We start from the raw sequence: 24,159 nt of genomic DNA on the forward strand, positions 1-24,159 counted from the left end.
TCAGCGCAGGAGCAGTTGCAGGCCGCCGAGGATCGTGGCCGCGATGACCAGCCGCTCGAACAGGACCTGGTTGATGCGGTTCACGGCCCATTTGCCGAGCAGTGCGCCGGGCACGACGAAGACGACGAGGGCCGCGTCGAGCAGGAGCGAGCGCCCGTCGATGAGGCCGAGGCCCACGCTGAAGGGCACCTTCGCGGAGTTCACGATGAGGAAGAACCAGGCGGAGGTGCCGAGGAAGCCGAGCTTGCGGAAGCCCGCGGAGAGCAGATACATCGACATCACGGGTCCGCCCGCGTTGGCGACCATGGTGGTGAAGCCGCCGAGCACCCCGTACGAGCCCGCTCTGACGCGGGCCGCGCGGGTCGCCGTCTCCTCGGGCTCGGCATCGGCCCTGCGTCGCCGCCAGAGGGTGACGGCGGTCATCAGCAGCAGGATCGCGCCGATGGAGGTGCGCACGGCCCCGTCGCCCGCGAAGGCGAGGAAGACCGTGCCGAGCACCACTCCCCCGGCGACGGCCGGGAACAGCCGCCACAGCGTGGGCCAGTGGGCGTGGCGCCGGTAGGTGAGGACGGCGAGGATGTCGCCGACGATCAGGATGGGCAGCAGGACGCCGGTGGACGCGCGGGCGGGCAGGATCGCGGCGAAGACGGCGAGACTGACCGTGTTGGCGCCGCTGACGGCGGTCTTGGAGAATCCCACCAGCAGCGCCGCGGCGGCCAGCGCGGTGAATCCCCACGGGGTGACCCCGAATATCTCGTGCATGGCGGGCCGATGGTAGACCCACCTATTCACCGCTCGTCAGGGGCGCCACATGGTGATACGCGCCCGCCCGCCGGCTAGCGGGCCGTGTACCTGGCGCCCGCCTCCCGGTTACCTGGCCGTGTACGTGGCGCCCGCCCGCCGGCTAGCGGGCCGTGTACGTGGACCGCAGCTCGCGCTTGAGGATCTTCATGCTGGGGCCGAGCGGCAGCTGGTCCGTGAACTCGATGCGGCGCGGGTACTTGTGCTTGCCGAGGTGCTCCTTGGACCAGGCGGTGAGCGCGGCGGCGTCCAGCTCCGTGCCGGGTTTGGGGACGATCACCGCGCACACCTCCTCGCCGTGGATCTCGTCGGGCAGGCCGATGACCGCGGCGTTGCCGATGCCGGGGTGGCGCATCAGGACCTCCTCGACCTCCCGCGGGTACACGTTGTAGCCGCCGCGGATGATGATGTCCTTCTTGCGGTCGACGATGCGCAGGTAGCCGTCCTCGTCCTTGGTGCCGAGGTCACCCGTCCGGAACCAGCCGTCGACCAGGGCCTCCGCGGTCGCCTCGGGGCGGCCCAGGTAGCCGGTGAAGACGCAGTGGCCGCGGACGACGACCTCGCCGAGTTCACCTGCCGGCAGCAGGTCCACACGGTCCTCGGCCTCGGCGCGCGCGATCTCCACGTCGACGCCCCACAGGGGTTGCCCGATGGTGCCGGGGCGGGCTCCGAACACGGGCTGGTTGGCGGCGGCGGCCGGGGAGGTCTCCGAGAGGCCGTACCCCTCGTAGACGGTGGCGCCGAAGGCCCGCTCGAACCCTTCCAGGACCGCGACGGGGAGCGAGGCGCCACCGGAGATGCAGATGCTGAGGCGCGGCAGCTTCTCCGCCTCCGGGGCCGCCGCCAGCAGGTTCACGTACATCGTGGGGACGCCGTGGAACGTGTTGACGTTCTCGGCGACCATGAGGTCGATCGCGCGCGCCGCGTGGAAGCGGGGCAGCAGGACGAGCGTCGCGCCCGCCCGCCAGGTCGCGTTCATGGAGACGGTCTGGCCGAAGGCGTGGAAGAGCGGCAGCGCGCCGAGCGCGACGTCGTCGGCGTGCACGTCGTTGGCGTCGAAGGCGCTGACCGTCGCGTTCATCACGAGGTTGAAGTGGCTGAGTTCGGCGCCCTTGGGGACGCCGGTGGTGCCGCTGGTGTAGAAGATGACGGCCGGGTCGTCGGCCTCGCGGGTGACGTAGGACGTCAACGGCTCGGCCGCCGCGCCGAGTTGCTCCAGCTCGCCGTCGGCCCCGAGCGTCACCGTGCGTACGCCGGTGGCCTCCGCGGCGGCGGTGCCGACCGCGGCCTGCGCCGGGTGGCACAGGAGCAGGGTCGCGCCGCTGTCCTTCAGCACGTGCTGCACCTCCTCCGCCGCCAGCAGCAGGTGTACGGGCACGACCACGCCGCCCGCCGCGAGGATCGCGTAGTAGGCGCGCGGGAACTCGGCCGTGTTGGGTGCCATCAGGGCGACCCGGTCCCCCGGGCGGACGCCGAGTCCGGCCAGGGCCGCGGCCTGCCTGCGGGCCTGGAGCCACAACTCCGCGAAGGTGAAGCGCCGTTCGCCCTCCACGAGCCCGATCTTGTCGGGGCGGCGACGGGCGGACTCGGCGAGGATCGCGGCGAGGGAGAGGGTTGCCATGCGGGTGGTGCTCCGTTCGGTGCTGACTGCTGGTGCGGCTCTGGACCAGGGTCGCGGGGCTGAACTCTTCTAGCGGGCGCCGCCGTTGACGTACAGGGTCTGACCGCTGACGTAGGAGGCGTCGTCGCTGACGAGGAACGCCACGACGGCGGCGACGTCCTCGGGCTGTCCGACGCGGCCCAGCGGGGTGCGCTCGGCCGCGAGCTGCTGGTGCTCGTCGGCGGTGGAGCCGACGCGCTCGGCGGTGGCGGCGGTCATGGCGGTGGCGATGTAGCCGGGGGCCACGGCGTTGACGTTGATGCCGAAGCGGCCCAGCTCGATGGCGAGGGTCGCGGTGAAGCCCTGGATGCCGGCCTTGGCGGCGGCGTAGTTGGCCTGGCCGCGGTTGCCGAGGGCGGACCGTGAGGAGAGCGAGACGATCTTGCCGTACTTCTGCTTCGACATGTACTTCTGGGCGGCCTGCGAGCAATTGTAGACGCTGTTGAGGTTGACGTTGATGACCGCGTCCCAGTCGGTCTTCGGCATCTTGAAGAACATGCCGTCGCGGGTGATGCCCGCGTTGTTGACGAGGATGTGCAGGGCGCCGAGGTCTTCGTGCAGCTGCGCGAAGGTGGCCTCGACGGCGTCCTGGTCGGTGACGTCGCAGCCGTAGGCGCGGGCCGTGCCGCCCTTCGCCCCGATCGCGTCGACGGTGGCCTGCGCGCGTTCGGCGGTGAGGTCGACGACGGCGACGGTCGCGCCCTCCTCGGCGAGCCGCTGGGCGGTGGCGGCGCCGATGCCCTGGGCGGCGCCGGTGACGACGGCGACGCGGCCGGTGAACCTGCTCATGAGTGCTCTGCTTCCTTCTCTGCTGTGCCTCTGGGGGCTTCTGACGGGCGGGTTCAGCCGCGCTCGACGAGGACGGCGCTGCCCTGGCCGACACCGACGCACATGGTGGCGAGGCCCCGGGCGGCGCCGGTGCGGCGCAGCCGGTGGAGCAGGGTGGTGAGGATGCGGGCGCCGGAACAGCCGAGGGGGTGGCCGAGGGCGATGGCACCGCCGGTGGGGTTGACGAGGGCGGGGTCGATCCCGAGGCCGTCGACGCAGGCGAGCGCCTGTGCGGCGAACGCCTCGTTGAACTCGGCCTCCTCGATGTCGTCGACGGACCAGCCGACGCGGCCCAGCGCCTTCTGTGTGGCGGGCACCGGGCCGATACCCATGACGTCGGGGTGGACCCCGGCGGAGGCGCCGGCGACGTAGCGCCCGAGGGATTCCAGGCCCAGGTCGTTCAGGGCCTCCTCGCTGACGAGCAGCAGGCCCGCGGCGCCGTCGTTCATCGGTGAGGCGTTGCCCGCGGTGACCGTGCCGCCCTCGCGGAACACGGGCCGCAGGCCGCCGAGCTTCTCCAGGGAGGTGTCGGGGCGGATGCACTCGTCGGCGTCGACGACGACGCCGTCGGGCCGCGTGACGGGGAGGAGTTCGGCGTCGAAGAGGCCGTCCTTGCGGGCGGCGGCGGCCCGCTGGTGGCTGCGGAGCGCGAAGGCGTCCTGCCGCTCGCGCGAGACGCCGTACCGCTCTGCCACCTCCTCCGCGGTCTCCCCCATCGCGAGGACGCCGTGCAGTTCCCGCATCGCGGGGTTGACCAGGCGCCAGCCCAGGCGCGTGTCGTACGTCCGCATGGTGTGCGGCAGCGCTTCGTCGGGGCGGGGCAGCACGAAGGGGGCGCGGCTCATGGACTCGGAGCCGCCCGCGAGCACGATGTCGGCCTCGCCGGCGGCGATGGTGCGCGCGGCGGTGGTGACGGCCTCCAGGCCGGAGGCGCAGAGCCGGTTCACGGTCGCGCCCGGCACCGACTCCGGCAGGCCCGCGAGGAGTGCGGCCATCCGCGCGACGTTGCGGTTGTCCTCGCCGGCCTGGTTCGCGGCGCCCCAGTAGATGTCGTCGACCCGGGCCGGGTCGAGCGCGGGCGCGTCCGCCAGGAGGCCCCGCAGCACCGTCGCCGCGAGGTCGTCCGGGCGGATGGTGGACAGGGCCCCGCGCAGCTTTCCGATCGGGGTGCGGCGGGCGGCGGCGAAGTGGACGGGGCGCACGGTCAGCTCCAGGGGCCAGCGGTTAATTAGCACTGCTAGTTTTGGACTATAGACCCGGCCCGCGGCGGCTGTGAAGAGGCACCGGGGACAATCACCCGGTGATCAAAAGAGGACATGGCGTGATCAAAGAGGGACGCTCGATTCCACATCTCAGGGCTGGCCCTGATGTCCTGCCCTCCCGCCCCCCCTACATTGGAGATCCGGCACCGCTCCGCGGACGACGTACGGGGGACCACGGGGGAAAACGGGGGACGACGTCGTCTCCGGAGCGGAATGCCGGAACCTCTTGCACGTGTTTGCGGGCGCCTCAGCCGCGCAGATACGTGAGAACGGCCATGACCCGCCTGTGCTCCAGCAGGTCGGGCTCCAGGCGCAGCTTGCCGAAGATGTTGCGGACATGCGTCTCGACGGTCTTGCCGCCGATGACGAGCGCCTGCGCGATGGCCTCGTTCGAGCGGCCCTCGGCCATCAGCGTCAGGACGTCCCGCTCCCGCCCGGTCAGCTCGTCGAGAGGGCCCGCCGCACGCGGGGTGTCCATCAGCCGGGCCACGACCAGCGGATCGAGCACGGTCTCACCGGCGGCCACCCGCTTCAGCGCGCTGTGCAGCTCGTCGATGTCGGCGACGCGTTCCTTGAGCAGATAGCCGAAGCCTTCCGGCTGCTCGGCCAGTGCCTGCACCGTGGACGTCGTCTCCACGTACTGGGACAGCAGCAGGACGCCGATGCCCGGGTGGGCGGCGCGGATCGCGGCCGCCGCCACGAGCCCCTCGTCGGTGTGGGTGGGCGGCATCCGGATGTCGAGCAGCACCGCGTCCGGCAGGTGTCCGGCGACCAGCGCGAGCAGCGGGCCGGTGTCCGCGCACTCGGCGACCACCTCGATCCCCTCGTCGGTGAGGAGCCGCACGATCCCCTGTCGAAGGAGCGCCGAGTCCTCGGCCACGATCACCCGCACGGAAGCTCCGCTCTGATCCTGGTCCCGCCACCGGCGGGACTGTGTATGTGCAGTACGCCGTCGACGGCGGCGAGCCGGTCGGCGAGGCCGCGCAGCCCGGTGCCGCGCGCGGTGTCGGCGCCCCCGACACCGTCGTCGACGGTCTCGATGACCAGCCGGCCGTCCTGATGGCGGGCCGAGACGCTGACGGCGCGGGCCCGCGCGTGCTTGGCCGCGTTGGAGAGGGCCTCGCAGACGGTGAAGTAGGCGGTGGTCTCGACGAGGGTGTCGTAACGCCTGGCCTCCGCCGCGACGACGACCGGCATGGTCGCCTCCTTCGCGAGTGCGCTGAGCGCGGGCCCGAGCCCCTCGCGGGTGAGGACGGCCGGATGGATGCCCTGGGCGATGCCGCGCAGCTCCGCGATGGCCAGACGCAGGCTCGTCTCGGCCTCGTCGGCGGCGGCGCGCAGGCCCGCGTCGGCGTGCTCGGCGAGGCCGCGCTGCACGCGTCGCACGGCCATGAGCGCGAAGACGAGGCGGGCCTGCGCCCCGTCGTGCAGGTCTCGTTCGAGGCGGCCGCGCTCGGCGTCGGCGGCCTGCACGATGCGGGTGGCGACGTCCTTGGCGCGGGTGCGCAGCCAGACGTTCTCCAGCGCGAGACGCAGCGCGGCGGCGACGGACTCCAGCAGCTCGGGGTCCTCCTGGAGCGCCGGATCGTGGTGCAGCAGGGCCAGCGGGCGACCGTCGGCGGCGCCGACCGGTGTGCGGCCCTGGCCCTCGGGGCTCACCTCCCGGCCCGCGCTGTCGACGTAGGCGCCGCGCTCCTCGCGCCACAGGCCGAGCCGCAGCGTCGGGTCGCCGAGGACGCGCACGAGGGCGTCGCGGACCTTGGACGGATCGGGGTCGGTGCCGACGTCGATGACGAGCCCGCTGACCTCGGCCCGTTGCAGACGCATGCGCAGCAGACCGGCGAGGAAGGCGAAGGGGACGGCGACCTGGGCGAGGTCGGAGAGCAGGTACACGGCCTGTTCGGCGACGGAGCCGACCTCGCCGAACCAGGGGACGACGTAGAACAGCATGTCCACCATGAGGAACGCGACAGCGACGGCGATCCCGAACCAGGCGGGCAGCAGAGCGCGTCTGCGCGCGGCGGACGCGTGCCGCCAGCGCAGCACGACCGCGACGGCGGCGACCGCCGATATCGCCCAGCCCACCGCGTGGTACGCGGCGTCGAAGGTCGAGAACATGCCGTGCCAGGACGGTACGAAGAAGAGATTGGGGCCGCAGTCGCGGCAGTCCAGATAGGTCGCGCCGGTGTCCAGGACCGGGTCGAACATGAGCGTGCGCAGCAGACCGCCGACGGCGACGAGCCCGTACCCGAGCAGGACGAGCCGCCGGGTGAGCACCGTGGTGAGCCGGCCCTCGGGGAAGGAGAGGACGAGGTGCAGGAGCACGGCCATGTTCAGCGCCTCCCACCAGGCGCCGAACGTGAACAGGGCCGGAACGGCGGTGCCTTGGAGGTTGCCGAAGAACCAGGTGATGCCCTCGACCACCATGAGGCGGCCCGTGTTGTTCGCGGGTCTGCGCCGCCACGCCACCGCTCCGGCGACCACGAACGCCCAGCCGACCGCGAGATCGCGCACGAGCTCGGACGCGGACGCACCGGCGCGCGCGTACGCCCATGAGCCCGCCGCGCCCGATACGCCGGCGACGGCGGCGGCCCCGGTCAGGCGCAGCCGAACCGCCCGCTTCCCCTGACTGTCCACCCGCCACACGGTAGGCCATTCGGGGGATAGTGGAGTACGCCGGTCGCAGACGGGCGTAGTTCTGTACTGTCGGGGCCCGTATCCGCACGCCTGGGCCCGTCGTGCGGCCCTGCCGGTGATCGGGGGCGAGATGGCATCGCGGAGAGTGCTGTCGTTCGCGGACGCGTTGGAGTTGCTCGGGGTGGATCCGCCGCGGATCGCCGCTCTGGACCGGGCGCTCGGCGGGGCCCTGAATCTGGCCACGGGCGGGGTGAGCGGGACCGCGCTGGCGATGGTCTCGGGGCGTGGGCGGATCGTCGGGGCCGGGCGGGACGCGGTGCGGGCGGTCGGGGAGCGGCTGGAGCGGGCCGGGACCCGTGCCGAGCGCACGGAGGTGTTGCGGGCGGCGCACGCGGTCATCGTGATCGTGGCGTGGTTCCAGGCGGTGGAGGAGGCGGAGCTGCCGTTCACGCTGGACGACCTGGAGCTGACGCGCGCCGAGCAGACCGCGCTGGCCGGCGGCAGCGGCGGCGCGCTCGACACGCTGCTCACCACCGAGGCCCCCTGCCCCGCGCCGCACACCCCGCCGGAGAGCCTCTTCGGGACCCTTGTCGCGTGGTACGGCCGGTACTCGTACGCCTTCCTCGGCTTCCTGCGCGGCCTCGCCGTCTGGGAGCGGCTGGCGCCGGACCAGCGGCAGACGGCGACGGAAGTGCTGACCTCGGTGAACTTCGCCGCCGCCGAGAAGCACCGACACCTCTACACACAACTCGCCTTACAGGCACCGGAGTTCGCGCTCTGGGTGACGCAGATCGAGCATCAGGCGACCCGGACCGAGGTCCGCCGCGCCCTGGACGGCATCGACTCCCTCCTCGCCGCCACCACCCACGCGCTGGCCCCGCCCGTCGCCGCCGCGGCGGCGCTCGCCCGCTCCCACGAAGCGGGCCTGGCCCACCCGGTCCTCGACACCTCCACGGCTCCCGAGGGCATCCGGGTCCCGCTGCTCGAGGAGATGTATCTCGACCCCGACTTCCGCGTCGCCAGGCCCCGGGGGCAGTCGGGGCCCGCCGACGAGTTCTGGTGGGAGCAGCTCGACGTACGGCACGACCTGACGCGCTACCTGGCCGGCGCGCTCACCAACCCGGCCCTCGCCGAGGCCCCGCTCCTCGTCCTCGGCCAGCCCGGCGCGGGCAAGTCCGTGCTCACCCGGGTGCTGGCCGCGCGGCTGCCGGCCGCCGGGTTCCTGCCCGTCCGGGTCCCGCTGCGGGACGTACGCGCGGAGGACGAGCTCCAGGACCAGATCGAGCAGGCCGTCCGGACGGCGACCGGCGAGCGCACGACGTGGCCGGAGCTGGTGCGCGCGGCGGGCGGCTCCACTCCCGTGCTGCTGCTCGACGGATTCGACGAGCTGCTCCAGACCACCGGGGTCCATCACACCGACTTCCTGGAGCGCGTGGCCCGATTCCAGCGGCGCGAGGCCGAACAGGGCCGTCCCGTCATGGCGTTGGTGACGAGCCGCACCGCTGTCGCCGACCGCGCCCGCTACCCGGACGACATGATCGCCCTGCGCCTCGAACCCTTCCGGCCCGACCAGATCCAGCGGTGGCTCGACGTCTGGAACGACGCCAACACCCCCGAGCTGCGCCCGCTCACCTGGGAGACGATCTCCCGGCACGTCGAACTCGCCTCACAGCCACTCCTGTTGACGATGCTCGCCCTCTACGACGCCACGGAGGGCAGCCTCGACCGGCAGGGCGGCGAACCCCTCGCGGTCACCGAGCTGTACGAGGAGCTGCTGTCGTCGTTCGCCCGGCGCGAGGTCGCCAAGACGACCCGGGGCGGCATACCGGTCCAGGAGAGCGCCGAACGCGTCGAGCAGGAGCTGCAACGGCTGTCCCTCGTCGCGTTCGCCATGGCCAACCGACGGCGCCAGTGGGTGTCGGCGCGCGAGCTCACCGAGGACCTGACCGCGCTCCTGGGCAGGCACGCGGCCGCGGCCTCCGGCTTCCGCACCCCGATGGACCCGGGCGAGGTGGCGCTCGGCCGGTTCTTCTTCGTACAGCGGGCGCAGTCGATACGGGACGGGCAGACCCTGTCGACGTACGAGTTCCTGCACGCGACGTTCGGCGAGTACCTGGTGATCCGGCTCACGCTGCGTCTGCTCACCGATCTGCTCACGCCGCGCCCGTCCCTCTCCCTCGGGGAGAGCCGCATCGACGACGACCTGGCCTACGCCCTGCTGTCGTACGCGTCCCTGGCCTCCCGCCAGATGTTGCGCTTCGCGCGCGGACTCGTACGACCGATGGACGCCGCGGAGCGGGAGCGGCTCGCGGCCCGCCTCGTCCGCGTCCTGCACGAGCACGAGTCACGCACCGCGGACCAGCACCCGGCGTACCGCCCCAAAGAGATCCGGACATCGTCGCGGCACGGCATCTACGGATCGAACCTGGTCCTCATGGTCGTGGTGCTCGCGGGCAGGGCGACCGCGGCCGAACTGTTCCCGGAGCGGGCCGACCCCGTAGGTTCCTGGCACCGTCGCTGCATGCTGTGGCGTTCGTCCATGGACGAACAGCACTGGACCGACTTCGCCCTCGCCGTGAGCCCACGGCGACACTGGGACGCCGACGGCCAGCGGGCGCTGGAGATCTCACTGCGCGAAGGGGAGGTCCGGGCTCCCGACCCCGTCGACCTCAACTGGCTCTACCGCTACCCGGAGGGGCACGGCGGGAGCGGCTGGCAGCGCGCCTACTGGGACGAGGTGTGGCACAAGATCTCCCTCGCGGGGTCGACGAACGACTCGGTCGTACGGCACGCGCTCGATCCCGTGTTCCGCAACCTCGGTCCGGCCGTCACCACGTTCGTGGCCGAGGCCGGGGCGCCCGCCACGTCCCTCGCCCACGATCTGCTCCGGCTGCTGCTCGACGACACCCGCATGACACCCGGCGCCGAACTCGCCGACCTGTACGCTCGGGTGCTCCGCGGCGCCGCTCTGCTGCCGGCCCGGTTCACCGCGCTCGACCGCATCATGGACGTCCTGCTCACCGCGCACGACCGTGACCGGGGGCGGCTGCCCACGGCCCCCACGGACCCGGTCGACGACTTCGTCCGGAACGAGCTGCTCGCGCTCCTCGACGACAGCTCCCCCATGCACCAGCTGACCCGGCTGCGCCTGCGCCGCGTCGTCGAGCGCCACTACCCCGGACTCTTGTCCATCTGACCGTCGTCCCTCGCGCCGCCCCGGATCAGTTCGAGAACCCGGCTCCGCAGGCCGACGAACCGCTCGTCGGCCCGCGTCGTCAACTGATCCCGCTGTGCGGGCAGTTCGACCACCACCTCCGCCCGCACCACCGTCGGCGAAGGGCTGAGCACCAGGACCCGCTCCCCCAGGTACACCGCCTCGTCGATGTCATGGGTGACGAACAGCACCGTCATCCGGCGCTCCCGCCACAGCCCGCGCACCAGATCCTCCAGGTCCGCCCGGGTCTGCGCGTCCACCGCCGCGAACGGCTCGTCCATCAGCAGCACTTGGGGTTCGTACGCCAACGCTCGCGCGATGGCAACCCGTTGCTGCATGCCGCCGGACAGCTCCCAGGGGTAGGCGCGGCCGACGCCGTCGAGCCCGACCGCCGCCAGGGCGTCGGCCACCCTTTCCCTGCGTGCTGCGCGCGGGATCGACCTCCTTTGCCGCAGCGGGAGTTCGACGTTCTCCGCGACCCGCATCCAGGGGAACAGGCTCCTGCCGTACTCCTGGAGGACGACGGCGAGGCCGGGCCGCGGGCCGGTCACCGGTGAGCCGCCCAGCATCACCGTGCCGTCCGTGGGGCGCAGCAGCCCGGCCACGCACTTCAGCAGCGTCGTCTTGCCGCAGCCGGACGGCCCCACGACGCAGACGAGTTCGCCCTCCTCGGCCCGGAAGGTCAGGTCCCGCAGTGCCTCCGTCCGCCGGCCCGCGCTCTCGTACGCCTTGCGCAGCCCTTTGACCTCAAGCACCGCCGCCCCCCGTCTGTCGTCGTGCGCCCCGCGAGCCGTGGTACCAGGCGAGGGCCCGTCGCTCGACGAGGCCGAAGAGCAGCGCCAGGGCGGCGCCGAGCAGACCGAGGAGGAGGATGCCGGTCCACATCTCCGGTATGGCGAAGCCGCGTTGGAACTGGACGACGGCGTAGCCGAGGCCGTTGCTCGCGGCGAACATCTCGCTGATCACCATGAGGATGACGCCGATGGAGAGGGCCTGGCGCAGCCCGGCGAAGATCTGCGGGCTCGCCGACGGCAGCACCAGGTACCGGAAGCGGGCGGCGCCCGTGATCCCGTACGAGCGGGCCGTCTCCGTGGCGACGGCGTCGACCGCCCGCACCCCGGCCACCGTGTTGAGCAGGACCGGCCAGACGCAGCCGGAGGCGATCACGGCGATCTTCATCGTGTCGCCGATGCCCGCGAAGAGCATGATGACCGGGACCAGGACGGGCGGCGGGACGGCGCGCAGGAACTCCAGGGCCGGTTCGCACAGGGCGCGGGCCGTGCGGGAGGTGCCGATGCCGACGCCGAGGGCGATGCCCGCGACGGCCGCGGCCCCGTATCCGGCGGCGAGCCGCAGCAGGCTGGGCACCACGTCGGCGCGGATCCGGTCGGCCGTCCACACATCGTCGAAGCGGGCCAGGATGGTGCGCAGCGGCGGCGCGTAGACGCTGGTACTGGAGTCGGAGGCCAGCCACCAGACGCCGACGAGGAGGCAGGGCAGCGCGAGCGCGAACAGGGCGGCGCGCAGGGCGCGGCTCATACGGGCACCTCCCCGCGCACCGACTGGTGCCAGGCGAGGGCGCGGCGCTCCACGAGGCGGGCGCCGGTGTTGATGAGCACGCCGAGGCAGCCGGCGACGACGATCAGGGCGTACATCTCGGGGACCGCCTGGGAGGTCTGGGCGACGGCGATGCGTGCGCCAAGTCCCGGTGCGCCGATGACGAGTTCGGCGGTGATGGCGAGGATGAGGGCGACGGCGGCGGCGAGCCGTACGCCGGTCATGACGTAGGGCAGGGCGGTGGGCCACACCAGGTGCCGGACGCGGGCCCAGGGGCCGAGGCCGAAGGCGCGGGCCGTGTCGTCGGCGACCGGGTCGACGTCCCGCACGCCGTACAGGACCTGCACGAGGATCTGCCAGAACGAGGCGTAGACGACGAGGAGCAGGACCGAGCGCAGTTCCGTGCCGAACATCAGGACCGCCAGCGGGATGAGCGCGACCGACGGGATGGGGCGCAGGAACTCGATGGTGGAGGCCGTGATCTCGCGCAGGTAAGGGACCGTGGCGACGAGGACGCCGGTGAGGATCCCGGCGACGGTCGCGACGGCGAGGCCGAGGGCCCAGCCGGTGAGGGTGTCGCCGAGCGCCGACCAGAAGGCGGCGTCGGCGAGTTCGCCGGCCAGGGCCCGGAGTGTGGTGGTGAACGGCGGAAGGTAGGCGGCGTCGATGACACCGGTGCGTGCCACCGCCTCCCACAGCGCCGCGCACCCGAGCAGCCCCAGGGCTCCGAGGATCACGGAAGGAGCGCGTCGAGGTCGGGGGCTTTTCTGAACTGGCCGTCTTTCTGGCCCAGTTGGGCGAGTTTCTCGATCGACGGCCGGTCGGCCGCGGCGGGCCAGTGCGGCAGGATCAGTCCGTCGAGGGTCGCCGACGGGATCTTGGTGTAGGTGGTGAGGATCTGCCGGACCTCGTCGGGGTGCTTGTCCGCGTAGGCGAGGGACTCCTTCGTCGCCGCCGTGAACTTCTCGACGATGTCCGGGTGGTTCTTCACGTAGGTGGTCGAGGCGAAGTACATGGCGACGGTCAGGTTCGGCGCCGTGTCCGTGAAGTTGGAGGCGATGACCCGGCCGCCCTGGGCTTTCACGGTGGCGAGGGCGGGCTCGACGACCTGGGCGGCGTCGATCTGTCCGCCGGCGAGGGCGGCGGGCATCTGGTCGAAGGCCATCTCGACGAACTTCACCTCGGAGGGGTCGCCACCGGCCTTGCGCACCGATTCGCGGACCGTGGTGTCGTTGATGTTCTTGAGCGTGTTGACCGCGACCTTCCTGCCCTCCAGCTCCTTGGCGGTCTTGAGGGAGCTGCCCTTCTTGACGACGACGGCTCCGAAGTCGGCGCCCGGTTCACCGGTCGAGTTGACGCCGTTGACGACGCCCTGGACGGGGACGCCGTTGGACTGGGCGATCATCAGCGACATGACGTTCGAGAAGCCGAACTGGAACTGGCCGCTGACGACGGCGGGCACGATCGCGGCGCCGCCCTGTGCGGTGGTCAGGGCGAGCTTGAGCCCGTGCTTCTTGTAGAAGCCCTTCTTCTGGCCGAGGTAGATCGGTGCGACGTCGAGGATCGGGATGACGCCGAGCTTGACGGTGGTGGTCCCCGCGCTGTTCGTCGGGGACCGTGAACCGTCGGAGCCGGAGTCGGAGTCGGAACCGCAGGCCGCCGTGGCGGCGAGCAGGGCCACGGCGGTGAGCGCGGTGAAGGTGCGACGGGTGCAGGACATGGATCCCCCCTGGGGCTCAGCGGGACCCTAGAGCCCGCGCCCCGAGGGGTCAATGCCGTTGACAGGGGCGGTAGTTGCGGCTTCCTACAGCGCACTCACAGGGGGCGCGACGCGTCGGCTCAGGGCTCTTGCGTCGCGGCGTCGTGGAGTGCGTCGACCTTCGTGATGAACTCCTGGAGGTAGGGGTCTGCGATCTTCACGGGGCCGAGCTGGTGGTGTTCGGCCGGGTCGACGGTGATGTGCGCGGCGGTGTCGGCCGCGGCGTCCATGGCCTTGCGGGCGGTCGCCGCGCCGTTCGCGTCGTGGGCGTCGATCGCGCGCAGCGCCGCGAGTCCCTGGCGCAGCGCCTCACCCCAGTGCCCGGTGGCGGTGAGCCAGCGGTCGGCGTCGTGCAGGAACTGCCGGTCGGGGACGCCGGCGCGGAGTACGGCCGGGGTGCGGGCGATCGTGTCGGCCACCGGAGCGAAGGCGCGGATCGCGGCGCGCGGATCGGACTCGTACCTTGTCCAGAAGGCGGCCAACTGGGCGCTGAAAAGCGGTGATTGGGGCTGCCATGGGTGGGCGCCGAACGTGGGTGCCATGTGGTTCAGGTCGACGAAGACCTGCACGGCGTCCGCGACGCGTGCGTCGCCGCCCGCGAGGTGCAGGGCCGACCGACGGGCCGAGCGGGTGCGGTCGTAGCCGCGGTCGTTCCAGGAGAAGTCGGACATGGTGAAGACGGCGAGCTTGCTGGCCGCTTCCTGGTTCATCGGGTTGGAGACGAGCCCGCTGAGGTGGTCGGAGAGACCCGGCTCGCGTTTGTCGTACGGGGCGAGAAGGAGGCGTCCCGCGGTCTGCCCGAAGTCGTTGACCGGGTAGTTGTCCCAGACGAACACCTTCCGCCCGAACAGCTGGGAGGCTTGCCGCGCCTGCGAGTCGGTGATCTCGGGCGGTACGACGTCGGTGCCGGTCCACATCACCTCGACGGCCGGGTCGAGGTGTGCGCGGATCTCCTGCTTGTACGCGGTGTCGGTGAGGTCGCCGTACTCGGTGGGCACCATCTGGAGGGGGTTGGCGCCGTCGTGGGTGGCGATGAACTCCTGCTGGACGGCGTTGAGGAGGCCGACCTGGGCCTGAGCTGCGGGTCCGCGGCCCGGCTCGCCGAACTCCGTCCGGTCGGCGGCGCAGTTCCACTTCGTGTAGCTGATGTCGTCGAGCGGGACGGAGAAGGAGCGCACGCCCAGTTCGTACAGGGACTGGAGCTTGGCGGTGAGGGCCTGGACGTCGGCGGGGTCGGAATAGCAGACGGAGCCGCCGGGCGAGACGGCGAAGGTGAACCGGACGTGGTTGGCGGCGGCCCGGTCGACGAGCGCGCCGAGCTCCGTCAGTTTCTCGGCGGGGTAGGGGTCGCGCCACTTGTCGCGGTGGTATGGGTCGTCCTTGGGCGCGTACACGTACGTGTTGGACTTGACCTCGCCGAGGAAGTCCATCTGGTCGAGGCGCTCTTCGGTGGTCCACGGCGGGCCGTAGAACCCCTCGATGCTGCCGCGCAGCCCCATCGAGGGGAAGTCGCTGACCGAGGCGCCGGCGACGGAGTGCCGGCTGACGAGCTGCCGAAGGGTCTGCGCCGCGTAGAACTGGCCGGTGGCGTCGGTGCCGCCGAGCGCGACGGTGTGCCGGGCCGCGCGCAGGGCGTACCCTCGGCGTGGTCGGGGACGTCGGTGCCGCGCAGGGCGCGGGCGAGGTCGGGGCGGGTGGCGGGGCCGAGCAGGACGGTGAGTGGCGCGTGGCCGGAGGCCCTGGCCCGGACGTCGAGGCGGCGTACGCCGTGGTCCTTGAGGAGCTTGGTGACGAGGTTCCGGGCGGCGGAGTCGGTGGCGGCGTCGACGACGAGCTCGGCGCGGGTGGCCAGCGGCACGTCGGCGCCCGCGCGGGCGATGTGCTGCGGGGTCGGCGACACGGTGGGCAGCGGGCGGGCCGTGGCCGCCGGGGCCGCGGTGACGGCCGGGGCCGCCCCCAGGGACGCAGCGAGGAGCAGGACCGCGGCGGTACTGGCCTTCAGTGTTCTTCCGGCGGGCATACGGGAGGCCTCCAACAACTCGCGGAAAGCGCTTGTGTGGGCTGCACACTAAAGCGCCTCGGGTGACGCGACAAGAGGGCGTGGGTGGGGCTGGTGGGGTGAGCGTTGCGGGACTGACTGATGAGACAGTCAGACACGCAATGAGCAGCTCAACACGGCCTACCGCGAGACAAGTGTTGAGTTCTTCTCAATACGTGGTTAGGGTCGGGCCCCGTGGAAATCAACGACGCCCCCGGCGGTGCCCCGGGCACCGGCACCGCCGCCCGCGTCCGTGAGGTCATCGCGGCCGCGGGCGTCAGCCAGCGCGAGTTCGCGCGCCGTATCGTCATGGACCCGTCGAAGCTGTCGCGGTCGCTGAGCGGCACCCGCCGCTTCACCGCCGCCGAGCTGGCACGGATCGCCGACGAGGGACAGATCGACGCCGGCCTGCTGCTCGGGACACGGCCGCGGCAGCAGGCCCCGGCCGCCGTCGCGCCGGTGGAGGGTGGCCGTCCGCTGCAGATCGTCCGGGAGACGGTCCGGCTGATCGCCGAGCACGGATTCCACGCGGTGCGGGTCGCCGACATCGCCCGCGCCTGCGCCACCAGCACCGCCGCGATCCACTACCACTTCCCCGGCCGGGCCGACCTGTTGGAGGCGGCGGTGCGCTGGTGCATGGACGAGGACACCGCTCGCCGCGCCGTCCGCCTCGCCTCGGCGGACGACGCGGTGACGGAGCTGACCCAGCTCATCGCCCTGCAGACGCCGCGCACCGGACAGCAGCGCCGCCAGTGGGCGGTCTGGCTCGACCTGTGGGCCGAGGCCGCGCGCTCCACGACGGTGGGGCGGCTGCACGCCGAGTACTACCGGCAGTGGCGGGAGACCGTCGCCGATGTCCTGCGAAGAGGCGTCGACCAGGGCGTGTTCCGCCCGTCGGTCGACCCGGAGGCGGCGGCCCTGACCCTGACCGCGTTGATCGACGGCCTGGCCACGCACGTCCTGTCGGCCGGTGACTCCGGCGCCGGCGCGGACGCGATGCACGCGGCGCTGGAGGCCCACATCCGCGCCACCGTCCTGGCTCCCTAGGCGCCGGACTCCACACCCCAGATCAAACACAGCCCGTCACAGACCGGCCCAGCCCAGACCAACCCAGTCCAGCGCAGCCCAGCCCCCACGTCCGGAACGACCGAACTGGCTCCACCGCCGAACCCCGGGGCTCCGCCCCGGCCCCGCTCCTGCGACGCCGCGACGCCGCAGGAGCTCGAATCATGGGAGGCCCCCCACATGCCCATCACCGAGAACGTCATCATCACCTGCGCCCTCACCGGCGCCGGGGACACCGTCCGCAAGAGCCCGCACGTCCCCGTGACCCCCGAGCAGATAGCCCGGAGCGCGGTACAGGCCGCCGAGGCGGGCGCGGCCGTCGTCCACATCCACGTCCGCGACCCGGAGACCGGTGCGCCGTCCCGGGACCCGAAGCTGTACCGGGAGGTCGTCGAGCGCGTCAGGGCGACCGGCGTCGACGTCGTCATCAACCTCACCGCGGGCATGGGCGGTGACCTCGTCATCGACCCGGACGACCCGCTGACCCACCTGCCCGGTACCGACCTGGTCGGCGGTCTCGAACGGCTCCCGCATGTCGAGGAGTTGCTCCCCGACATCTGCACGCTCGACTGCGGCTCCCTCAACTTCGGCGACGGCTCGAACCTCTACGTCTCCACGCCCGACATGCTGCGCGCGGGCGCCCGGCGCATCCAGCAGCTGGGCGTGCGGCCCGAGTTGGAGATCTTCGACACGGGTCAGCTGTGGTTCGCCAAGCAGCTCCTCGCCGAGGGGCTGCTCGACGACCCGACCGTCTTCCAGCTGTGCATGGGCATTCCATGGGGCGCCCCGGCCGACCCCGGGGTTCTTCAGTCGATGGTCAACATGCTGCCCGACGGGGCTCGTTGGGCGAGTTTCTCGCTCGGCCGGATGCAGATGCCGTGGGTGGCGCAGTCCATCCTGCTGGGTGGTCACGTCCGCGTCGGCCTGGAGGACAACCTCTATCTCGGCAAGGGCAACAAGGTGACGAACGCCCAGCTCGTCGAGCGGGCCGTGACCATCACCGAGTCGATCGGCGCGCGCGTCGCGACCCCGGACGAGGCCCGCGAGCTGCTCGGCCTGAGGAAGGCGAACCACTGATGACACCGACACCGCGAACCTCTCCCAACTCCCCCGTCTCCCCCGCCCCCGTCGAGGACGTCCGGCGGGTCGCCTGTGTCGGTGCCGGGGTGATCGGCGGCGGCTGGGTCGCCCACTTCCTGGCCCGCGGATACGACGTGACGGCGTGGGACCCGGCGCCCGACGCCGAACCGAAACTGCGCCGGCTCGTCGACGCGGCGTGGCCCGCGCTGACCCGGCTTGGCCTCGCCGAGGGCGCGTCCCGCGACCGTCTCACGGTGACCCCGACGCTCGAACTCGCGGTAGCAGAGGCTCAATTCGTGCAGGAGAGCGCGCCGGAGAAGCTCGACCTCAAGCGCGATCTGCTGGCCCGCCTGGACGCGGCCACGCCGCCCGGTGTCGTCATCGCCTCGTCGACGTCCGGCTATCCGATGACCGACATGCAGACGACGGCCGCGGACCCGTCGCGGCTGGTCGTCGGGCACCCCTTCAACCCGCCGTACCTGATCCCGCTCGTCGAGGTCGTCGGGGGCGAGCACACCGACGCCGCGGCCGTCGCATGGGCCTCCCGTTTCTACGAGGCGGCGGGCAAGTCGGTCATCACCATGGACCGCGAGGTGCCCGGCTTCATCGCGAACCGCCTCCAGGAGGCGCTGTGGCGCGAGGCGTTGCACATGGTCGCCAACGGCGAGGCGACGGTCCGGGACATCGACGCCTCGATCACCGAGGGCCCCGGACTGCGGTGGGCGGTCATGGGACCGATGCTGACGTTCGCGCTGGCCGGTGGCGAGGGCGGCATGGCGCACATGCTGGACCACTTCGGCCCCTCCCTGAAATCGCCGTGGACCCGCCTCGAAGCGCCCGAGCTGGACCGGGCGTTGTACGACGCGGTGGTCGACGGCTGCGACGAGGCGGCGGACGGCCGCACCATCGCCGACCTGGTGGCCGAGCGCGACCGGGGCGTCATCGACGTCCTGCGCGCGACGGGGCGCCTCCACGGCGAGGCGGGCCCGCGATGAACCGGTCCACGCCGATCCCCCTGCTGCACCGCACGGTCCGCCCCGAGTGGATCGACTACAACGGCCATATGAGCGAGGCGTTCTACGTGCTGGCCTTCGGTCATGCCACGGACGCCCTGATGACCGAGACGGGTCTGCACCCGGGCTACCGGGAGTCGACCGGCTGCTCCCTCTACACGGTCGAGTCGCACATCCGCTATCTGCGCGACGTGCCCGAGGGCGCCCATCTGGCCATCCGGACGCGGGTGTTGGGCGCGGCCGCGAAGAAGGCCCGTTTCACGCACGAGATGTACGTGGTCCCGGACGCCTCCGCCGAGCCGGACCAGGACGCAGCGCCGGTGGCGACGACGGAGCTGCTGGCCGTGCACGTCGACCAACAGGCGGGCAGGGCAGCCGAGTTCCCGGACGCGGTCCGCGAGCGGTTCCGGGCACTCACGGAGCAACCGCCGACGTGGGCGGGACGGTCGATCGCCCCCGTGGCCTGAGGCGGGGTGCGAGGGCGCGTTCGGCGCCCTCGCAGAGCACCCGCAGGGCGGGCGGCGACGTCAGTAGGGCCGGTCCCCCGCGATGGCGACCCGCTCGGCGACCCGTCGGGCGTCGCCGTAGTCGGCCACGGCGTAGTGCTGCGTGGCCCGGTTGTCCCAGAACGCGATGTCGCCGGGCTGCCAGCGGAACCGCACCTGGAGCTCCGGCAGGTGCGCCTGCTGGAACAGCAGCCGCAGCAGCCGATCGCTCTCGGCCCGCTCCAGGCCGACGATCCGGGTGGTGAAGGAGGCGTTGACGAACAGCATCCGCCGCCCGGTCTCCGGGTGGCGGCGCACGACCGGGTGGGTGACGGGCGGGAACGCGTCCTGCCAGCGCGCGAGCCGCTCGGGCCCGTAGAACCGCCGGAAGCCGGGCAGGAAGTCGTGTTCGGCGACGGCGCCGTCGATCCGGGCCCGCACGTCGTCCGGCAGGTTGTCGTACGCGGCCGCCATGTCGGCCCACATGGTGTCGCCCCCGAACGGCGGGACGTCGCGCAGTTGCAGCACGGCGCCCATGGCGGGCCGCTCGCGGAAGGTGACGTCGGTGTGCCACACGTTCTCGAAGGTCGGCGTGGAGGAGGCGCTCTTGTCGAACCGCACGACCTCGTCGCTGTCACCGCGCTCCAGCAGCGGGTTGGTCTCCAACTCCCCCCAGTTGCGGGCGAACGCGCGCTGGTGCTCGCTGCTCAGGTGCTGCCCGCGGAAGAAGAGCACCTTCCACTCCAGCAGAGCCCGGTTCAACTCCTCGCGCAGCGCGTCGGAGAGCGGCCCGGCGAGGTCCACGCCGCGGATCTCGGCGCCGATCGTGGCCGCCTGCGGCACGATCTCGAACAGCTCGTGCGGGCGCTCACGCCATCCGTCGGGGGTGCGCCGCAGCAGTCGCCGCCCTTCGTAGAGGCCGTCGGCGGGGATGCGGGCGGGGCGCAGCAGAGGGGTGGTCGAGGGCGAGATTTCCGTCACGGACATGGGCACTCTCCGAAAAAGGCGCGCGGTGATCGCGGTCGTGGGGAACGCGAGGGTGAGCCGTACGGGCGCGGCCCACGACAGGGAGGGCCTACAGGGCGTACGGAGAAAAGCGACGAGGGACCGGGGGTCCGCTACAAGCCGCTGCGCGCGCAACCACATCGGTCCGGCGCGGTGGCCGTTCCGAAAGCGTGGGCGCGATACGTGAACATGCTCTCATCCTGCGCCGTCGGAGATCACCTGGTCAAGGTGGCCCTCGTCTCCTCCGACGCACGGGAACGGCGGAGGCCGCCCTCGCGCGCGGCGAGGACGGCCTCGAAGTGGACCGGGCCTGGCCGGTCGGGAGAGTTCAGGCCACCGGGACCGGCACCGGGAAGGTGGGGTACTCCACCCCGGAGACGTGCTGGACGACGCGGATCACCTGGCACGAGTAGCCGAACTCGTTGTCGTACCAGAGGTAGAGGATCGCGTTGTCGCCGTCGACCTTGGTGGCGCCGGCGTCGACGATCGAGGCGTGGCGCGAGCCGATGAAGTCGCTGGAGACGGCGTCGGGCGCGCTGATGAAGTCGATCTGCCGCTTGAGCGGCGAGGTCAGCGAGACCTGGCGGAGGTAGTCGAGGACCTCCTCGCGGGTGGTCTCGCGGCCGAGGCGCAGGCTGAGGATCGCGATGGAGACGTCCGGGACCGGCACGCGGATCGAGCTGCCGGTGATCGGTGCCTTCAGGTCGGGCAGCGCCTTGGCGACGGCCGAGGCGGCGCCGGTCTCGGTGATGACCATGTTGAGCGGCGCGGAGCGGCCGCGGCGGTCGGCCTTGTGGTAATTGTCCAGCAGGTTCTGGTCGTTGGTGAACGAGTGGACGGTCTCCACGTGCCCGCGGAGCACCCCGTACTCGTCGGCCATCGCCTTGAGCGGCGGCACGATCGCGTTGGTCGTGCAGGACGCGCAGGACAGGATCTGCTCGTCCGGCTTGATCGTGTCGTGGTTGACGCCGTGCACGATGTTCGGCACGTCGCCCTTGCCGGGGGCGGTCAGGACGACCTTGTCGATACCGGGGCGCAGGTGCCCGGTCAGGCCCTCCCGGTCGCGCCACTTGCCGGTGTTGTCGATGAGGATGGCGTCCTTGATCCCGTACGCGGTGTAGTCGATCTCGGACGGGTCGTTCGCGTAGATCACCTTGATGGCGTTGCCGTTGGCGACGATGGTGCTGTTCGCCTCGTCGACGGTGATCGTGCCCTGGAACGGGCCGTGGATGGAGTCGCGCCGCAGCAGCGAGGCGCGCTTGACGAGGTCGGCCTCGCCGCCGCCGCGGACGACGACGGCCCGCAGCCGCAGGCCGTTGCCGGAGCCGGCCTTCTCGATGAGCAGGCGGGCGACGAGGCGGCCGATCCGGCCGAAGCCGTAGAGGACGACGTCGCGTCCCGCGCCGCGCTCGACCTGGTCGGCGCCCATGGCGCCCGCGACGGCCTCGGCGGTGAACTCCTCGATGCCGAGGCCGCGTTCGTCACTGCGGTACGTCGTGGCGAGCATGCCGATGTCGATCTGGGAGGGGCCCAGGTCGAGCGCGCCGAGAGCGCGCAGGAACGGCATCGTCTCGGTGACCGAGAGCTCGGCGCCGGCTATCTGCCGGGCGAATCGGTGGGTCTTGAGAATGCTGACCACCGACTTGTTCACCAAGGAGCGGCTGTGCAGCAGGACGTTGACGTCCCGCTCCCGGTGCAGCTTCCCGATGATCGGGATCATCGACTCCGCGGTCTCCTCGCGGTGCTTCCAATTGGTGAACGAGTCGTCATTGACAGTCACGTGCGTCTCTTTCGAGCTAGGCGGCGCTCATATGCTAACCCGCCCGCTCAGCGCCGCTTCGGCGGCCCCGGATCAGCGCTTCGCGAAGGGTCCGTCCGCCCCGAAGGCGATGTCCGCGAAGCGTTCACCCATCCGGCGGTGGGCGGCCGCGTCGGGGTGAATGTCGTCGGGCAGCGGCAGCTCGTCGAAGTCGGCCTCGCCGTAGAGCTCACGGCCGTCGAGGTGGTACAGGTGCGGGTCGTCGGCCGCGCGCCGCGCCACGATCCGCTCCAGCTCCGCGCGGATCACCGTCAACGTGAGCTTGCCGTAGGCGCGTTCGGCCGGATCGCCCATCGCCCTGAACTTGAGCTGCCCGTCGGCGAGCGTGCCGAGGTCGGGGGCCGCGGGGCCCGGGGTGTCCTCGTGGATCGGGCACAGGATGGGCGAGACGACGAGGAGCGGCGCCGTCGGGTGCCCCTCGCGAATGGTGTCGAGGAAGCCGTGCACGGCCGGGCCGAAGGCGCGCAGCCGCATCGCGTCGTAGTTGACCAGGTTGATGCCGACCTTGACGCTGATCAGGTCGGCCGGGGTGTCCCGGATCGCCCGCGCGGTGAAGGGGTCCAGCATGGCGCTGCCACCGAACCCCATATTGATCAGCTCGGCACCGGCCAGCGACGCGGCGCGGGCGGGCCAGATGGTCGAGGGGCTCGCGGCGTCGGAGCCGTGGCTGATGGAGCTGCCGTGGTGCAGCCACACCGGGCGGCCGCGGTCCGCGGCGGGCTCGACGGGGGCGTCGGAGCGCAGGGCGAGGAGTTCGGTCGTCTCGTCGTGCGGCAGCCAGATCTCGACGTCCTTCATGGCGTCGGGGAGGTCGGCGAAGCGCACGGTGCCGGGCGCGCCGAGGGTCCGCTCGAAGGTACCGGTGGTCATGTCGATGGTCAGGGTGTGGCCGCCGGCCACGCTGCCCTGCCTGACGAGCGCGCCGTCGACCAGGAGGTCGTACGTCCCGTCGGGTCTGCCCGGCACGCCCACATAGGCGCGCTTGGTCGGCAGGGTGTCCAGTTCGACGACGGTCGCGCGGGTGCGGAACGCGAGGCGCACGCCGGAGGGCTGGGACTCGGCCATGGCCAGCTGCCCGTCGACGTTCTGGGCGCGCGCCCGGGCGGGCAACCGGTGCGGCAGCAGCCCGCGTTCGGTGCGCTCGACCTCGAGCGCGCCGCGCAGCAGCGCGATGGTCAGCGGGGTGGTGATCCAGGAGTGCTCGGCGTTCATGACCTCAACCTGTTGATCGAGTCGATCGGGCGCCCCGCGGTGCGGAGGCCGATCAAGGGGTGGATTACGCGTCTGCCGGGTCGGTCACGCGTCACGCCCGGGCCAGTTGCGCAACAAGGCGTCCAGCGCTTCGAGAGTGCGGACCCACGTCTCGTCCGAGTCGGGCGCGCTGTGGCTGAAGCCGCCGCCCATCTCCAGACTCACGTAGCCGTGGAAGACGCTGCCGAGGAGCCGGACGGCGTGCGTCTGGTCCGGCTCGGTCAGGTCGTAGCCGCGCAGCAGGGCGCGTGTCATCTGTGCGTGCCGGACGCCGGCGCTGGCGACGGCCGCTTCGGGGTCGAGGCGGAACTGGGCCGCGGCATAGCGGCCGGGGTGCTCGCGGGCGTAGTCCCGGTAGACGTTGCCCAGGGCGGTCAGGGCGTCCTTGCCCGCGCGCCCGGCGAGCGCGTCGGCGGCCCGGTCGGCGAGCTCCTCCAGGGCGATCAGGGCGATGCGGACCTTGAGGTCGTGCGAGTTCTTCACATGCGAGTACAGGCTCGCGACCTTGACGTCGAAGCGGCGGGCCAGCGCCGAGACGGTGACGTGCTCGAAGCCCACCTCGTCGGCCAGCTCCGCGCCCGCCCTCGCCAGGCGCTCCGCGTTCAGTCCCACACGCACCATGACCGTATGTCCTCCCTGTCGTCCCTTACGCATTATGCATTTGCCTAAAGCCTTTAGGCAAATT

Annotated in this window: 20 protein-coding genes and 1 pseudogene; 5 read left to right on the top strand and 16 right to left on the bottom strand. The window is 71.9% G+C overall.

The window, feature by feature from the left end:
* The 6 genes from ACZ45E_RS02685 to ACZ45E_RS02710 all read right to left on the bottom strand — a co-directional run bounded on the left by ACZ45E_RS02685 (position 1) and on the right by ACZ45E_RS02710 (position 7,188).
* On the bottom strand, positions 1–762 hold the full coding sequence (locus tag ACZ45E_RS02685; RefSeq protein ID WP_468215563.1) for a sulfite exporter TauE/SafE family protein: 762 nt from the start codon (positions 760–762) through the stop codon (positions 1–3).
* A 142-nt stretch (positions 763–904) separates the two neighbouring features.
* Positions 905–2,422: a long-chain-fatty-acid--CoA ligase gene (locus ACZ45E_RS02690; protein WP_468215564.1), complete on the bottom strand. Its 1,518-nt coding sequence runs from the start codon at positions 2,420–2,422 to the stop codon at positions 905–907.
* 69 nt (positions 2,423–2,491) lie between these two features.
* Entirely contained in the window at positions 2,492–3,250 is a 759-nt protein-coding gene (fabG, locus tag ACZ45E_RS02695; protein ID WP_468215566.1) for a 3-oxoacyl-ACP reductase FabG, read from the bottom strand.
* A 53-nt stretch (positions 3,251–3,303) separates the two neighbouring features.
* Positions 3,304–4,491 (bottom strand): thiolase family protein, encoded by a 1,188-nt coding sequence (locus ACZ45E_RS02700; RefSeq protein ID WP_468216036.1) that lies wholly within the window; start codon positions 4,489–4,491, stop codon positions 3,304–3,306.
* A gap of 307 nt (positions 4,492–4,798) precedes the next feature.
* The gene (locus ACZ45E_RS02705; protein ID WP_468215568.1) at positions 4,799–5,443 is read right to left on the bottom strand and encodes a response regulator transcription factor; all 645 of its coding nucleotides are present in this window, start codon (positions 5,441–5,443) and stop codon (positions 4,799–4,801) included.
* Positions 5,434–7,188, bottom strand: a complete 1,755-nt coding sequence (locus ACZ45E_RS02710; RefSeq protein ID WP_468215570.1) for a sensor histidine kinase — start codon at positions 7,186–7,188, stop codon at positions 5,434–5,436. Before ACZ45E_RS02710 ends, ACZ45E_RS02705 begins: the two co-directional genes overlap by 10 nt.
* 130 nt (positions 7,189–7,318) lie before the next feature.
* Here ACZ45E_RS02710 and ACZ45E_RS02715 point away from each other — a divergent pair, with 130 nt between their 5' ends.
* Positions 7,319–10,384, top strand: a complete 3,066-nt coding sequence (locus ACZ45E_RS02715) for an NACHT domain-containing protein (RefSeq protein ID WP_468215573.1) — start codon at positions 7,319–7,321, stop codon at positions 10,382–10,384.
* Here the strand turns inward: ACZ45E_RS02715 and ACZ45E_RS02720 are convergent.
* From ACZ45E_RS02720 to ACZ45E_RS02745, 6 genes and pseudogenes are all read right to left on the bottom strand, one after another.
* Positions 10,360–11,157 (bottom strand): ABC transporter ATP-binding protein, encoded by a 798-nt coding sequence (locus ACZ45E_RS02720; RefSeq protein ID WP_468215575.1) that lies wholly within the window; start codon positions 11,155–11,157, stop codon positions 10,360–10,362. The genes ACZ45E_RS02715 and ACZ45E_RS02720 overlap by 25 nt on opposite strands.
* Positions 11,150–11,941, bottom strand: coding sequence for an ABC transporter permease (locus ACZ45E_RS02725; protein ID WP_468215577.1), 792 nt, complete (start codon positions 11,939–11,941; stop codon positions 11,150–11,152). Before ACZ45E_RS02725 ends, ACZ45E_RS02720 begins: the two co-directional genes overlap by 8 nt.
* Complete coding sequence (locus ACZ45E_RS02730; RefSeq protein WP_468216039.1) at positions 11,938–12,693, bottom strand: ABC transporter permease; 756 nt, start codon at positions 12,691–12,693, stop codon at positions 11,938–11,940. The genes ACZ45E_RS02725 and ACZ45E_RS02730 overlap by 4 nt, the downstream gene beginning before the upstream one ends.
* A complete protein-coding gene (locus ACZ45E_RS02735; protein ID WP_468215580.1) occupies positions 12,693–13,679 on the bottom strand; it encodes an ABC transporter substrate-binding protein in 987 nt (328 codons plus the stop codon). The genes ACZ45E_RS02730 and ACZ45E_RS02735 overlap by 1 nt, the downstream gene beginning before the upstream one ends.
* Before the next feature lie 119 nt (positions 13,680–13,798).
* Positions 13,799–15,217: a protein O-GlcNAcase gene (locus ACZ45E_RS02740; RefSeq protein ID WP_468216041.1), complete on the bottom strand. Its 1,419-nt coding sequence runs from the start codon at positions 15,215–15,217 to the stop codon at positions 13,799–13,801.
* Between the two features lie 69 nt (positions 15,218–15,286).
* Positions 15,287–15,787: pseudogene (locus tag ACZ45E_RS02745) on the bottom strand (hypothetical protein); the annotation flags it as partial.
* 164 nt (positions 15,788–15,951) lie between these two features.
* On the opposite strand from ACZ45E_RS02745, the gene ACZ45E_RS02750 reads away from it, so the two are divergent.
* The 4 genes from ACZ45E_RS02750 (at position 15,952) to ACZ45E_RS02765 (ending at position 19,381) form a co-directional block, all read left to right on the top strand.
* Positions 15,952–16,803, top strand: a complete 852-nt coding sequence (locus ACZ45E_RS02750) for a TetR/AcrR family transcriptional regulator (RefSeq protein ID WP_468215582.1) — start codon at positions 15,952–15,954, stop codon at positions 16,801–16,803.
* Positions 16,804–17,001: 198 nt separating this feature from the next.
* Positions 17,002–17,898 (top strand): beta-keto acid cleavage family enzyme, encoded by an 897-nt coding sequence (locus tag ACZ45E_RS02755; protein ID WP_468215584.1) that lies wholly within the window; start codon positions 17,002–17,004, stop codon positions 17,896–17,898.
* On the top strand, positions 17,898–18,896 hold the full coding sequence (locus ACZ45E_RS02760) for a 3-hydroxyacyl-CoA dehydrogenase NAD-binding domain-containing protein (RefSeq protein WP_468215586.1): 999 nt from the start codon (positions 17,898–17,900) through the stop codon (positions 18,894–18,896). The genes ACZ45E_RS02755 and ACZ45E_RS02760 overlap by 1 nt, the downstream gene beginning before the upstream one ends.
* Entirely contained in the window at positions 18,893–19,381 is a 489-nt protein-coding gene (locus tag ACZ45E_RS02765) for a thioesterase family protein (protein WP_468215588.1), read from the top strand. The genes ACZ45E_RS02760 and ACZ45E_RS02765 overlap by 4 nt, the downstream gene beginning before the upstream one ends.
* Before the next feature lie 60 nt (positions 19,382–19,441).
* Here ACZ45E_RS02765 and ACZ45E_RS02770 read toward each other — a convergent pair whose 3' ends face one another.
* From ACZ45E_RS02770 to ACZ45E_RS02785, 4 genes are all read right to left on the bottom strand, one after another.
* Positions 19,442–20,386, bottom strand: coding sequence for a TauD/TfdA dioxygenase family protein (locus tag ACZ45E_RS02770; RefSeq protein WP_468215590.1), 945 nt, complete (start codon positions 20,384–20,386; stop codon positions 19,442–19,444).
* Between the two features lie 346 nt (positions 20,387–20,732).
* Positions 20,733–22,184, bottom strand: a complete 1,452-nt coding sequence (locus ACZ45E_RS02775; protein WP_468215592.1) for a glyceraldehyde-3-phosphate dehydrogenase — start codon at positions 22,182–22,184, stop codon at positions 20,733–20,735.
* Between the two features lie 72 nt (positions 22,185–22,256).
* Positions 22,257–23,435: an SGNH/GDSL hydrolase family protein gene (locus ACZ45E_RS02780; RefSeq protein WP_468215595.1), complete on the bottom strand. Its 1,179-nt coding sequence runs from the start codon at positions 23,433–23,435 to the stop codon at positions 22,257–22,259.
* Between the two features lie 84 nt (positions 23,436–23,519).
* Entirely contained in the window at positions 23,520–24,095 is a 576-nt protein-coding gene (locus ACZ45E_RS02785) for a TetR/AcrR family transcriptional regulator (RefSeq protein ID WP_468215598.1), read from the bottom strand.
* Positions 24,096–24,159: the final 64 nt, after the last annotated feature.

This window comes from Streptomyces sp. NPDC030991 (assembly GCF_055571235.1).

What these genes read in the sequence shown, in the direction of transcription:
- ACZ45E_RS02735 (WP_468215580.1), bottom strand. Translation starts at nt 13,679, where the DNA reads ATGTCCTGCACCCGTCGCACCTTCACCGCGCTCACCGCCGTGGCCCTG.
- ACZ45E_RS02780 (WP_468215595.1), bottom strand. Translation starts at nt 23,435, where the DNA reads ATGAACGCCGAGCACTCCTGGATCACCACCCCGCTGACCATCGCGCTG.
- ACZ45E_RS02685 (WP_468215563.1), bottom strand. Translation starts at nt 762, where the DNA reads ATGCACGAGATATTCGGGGTCACCCCGTGGGGATTCACCGCGCTGGCC.
- ACZ45E_RS02740 (WP_468216041.1), bottom strand. Translation starts at nt 15,217, where the DNA reads ATGGGGCTGCGCGGCAGCATCGAGGGGTTCTACGGCCCGCCGTGGACC.
- ACZ45E_RS02725 (WP_468215577.1), bottom strand. Translation starts at nt 11,941, where the DNA reads ATGAGCCGCGCCCTGCGCGCCGCCCTGTTCGCGCTCGCGCTGCCCTGC.
- ACZ45E_RS02765 (WP_468215588.1), top strand. Translation starts at nt 18,893, where the DNA reads ATGAACCGGTCCACGCCGATCCCCCTGCTGCACCGCACGGTCCGCCCC.
- ACZ45E_RS02785 (WP_468215598.1), bottom strand. Translation starts at nt 24,095, where the DNA reads ATGGTGCGTGTGGGACTGAACGCGGAGCGCCTGGCGAGGGCGGGCGCG.
- ACZ45E_RS02715 (WP_468215573.1), top strand. Translation starts at nt 7,319, where the DNA reads ATGGCATCGCGGAGAGTGCTGTCGTTCGCGGACGCGTTGGAGTTGCTC.
- ACZ45E_RS02690 (WP_468215564.1), bottom strand. Translation starts at nt 2,422, where the DNA reads ATGGCAACCCTCTCCCTCGCCGCGATCCTCGCCGAGTCCGCCCGTCGC.
- ACZ45E_RS02755 (WP_468215584.1), top strand. Translation starts at nt 17,002, where the DNA reads ATGCCCATCACCGAGAACGTCATCATCACCTGCGCCCTCACCGGCGCC.
- ACZ45E_RS02760 (WP_468215586.1), top strand. Translation starts at nt 17,898, where the DNA reads ATGACACCGACACCGCGAACCTCTCCCAACTCCCCCGTCTCCCCCGCC.
- fabG (WP_468215566.1), bottom strand. Translation starts at nt 3,250, where the DNA reads ATGAGCAGGTTCACCGGCCGCGTCGCCGTCGTCACCGGCGCCGCCCAG.
- ACZ45E_RS02770 (WP_468215590.1), bottom strand. Translation starts at nt 20,386, where the DNA reads ATGTCCGTGACGGAAATCTCGCCCTCGACCACCCCTCTGCTGCGCCCC.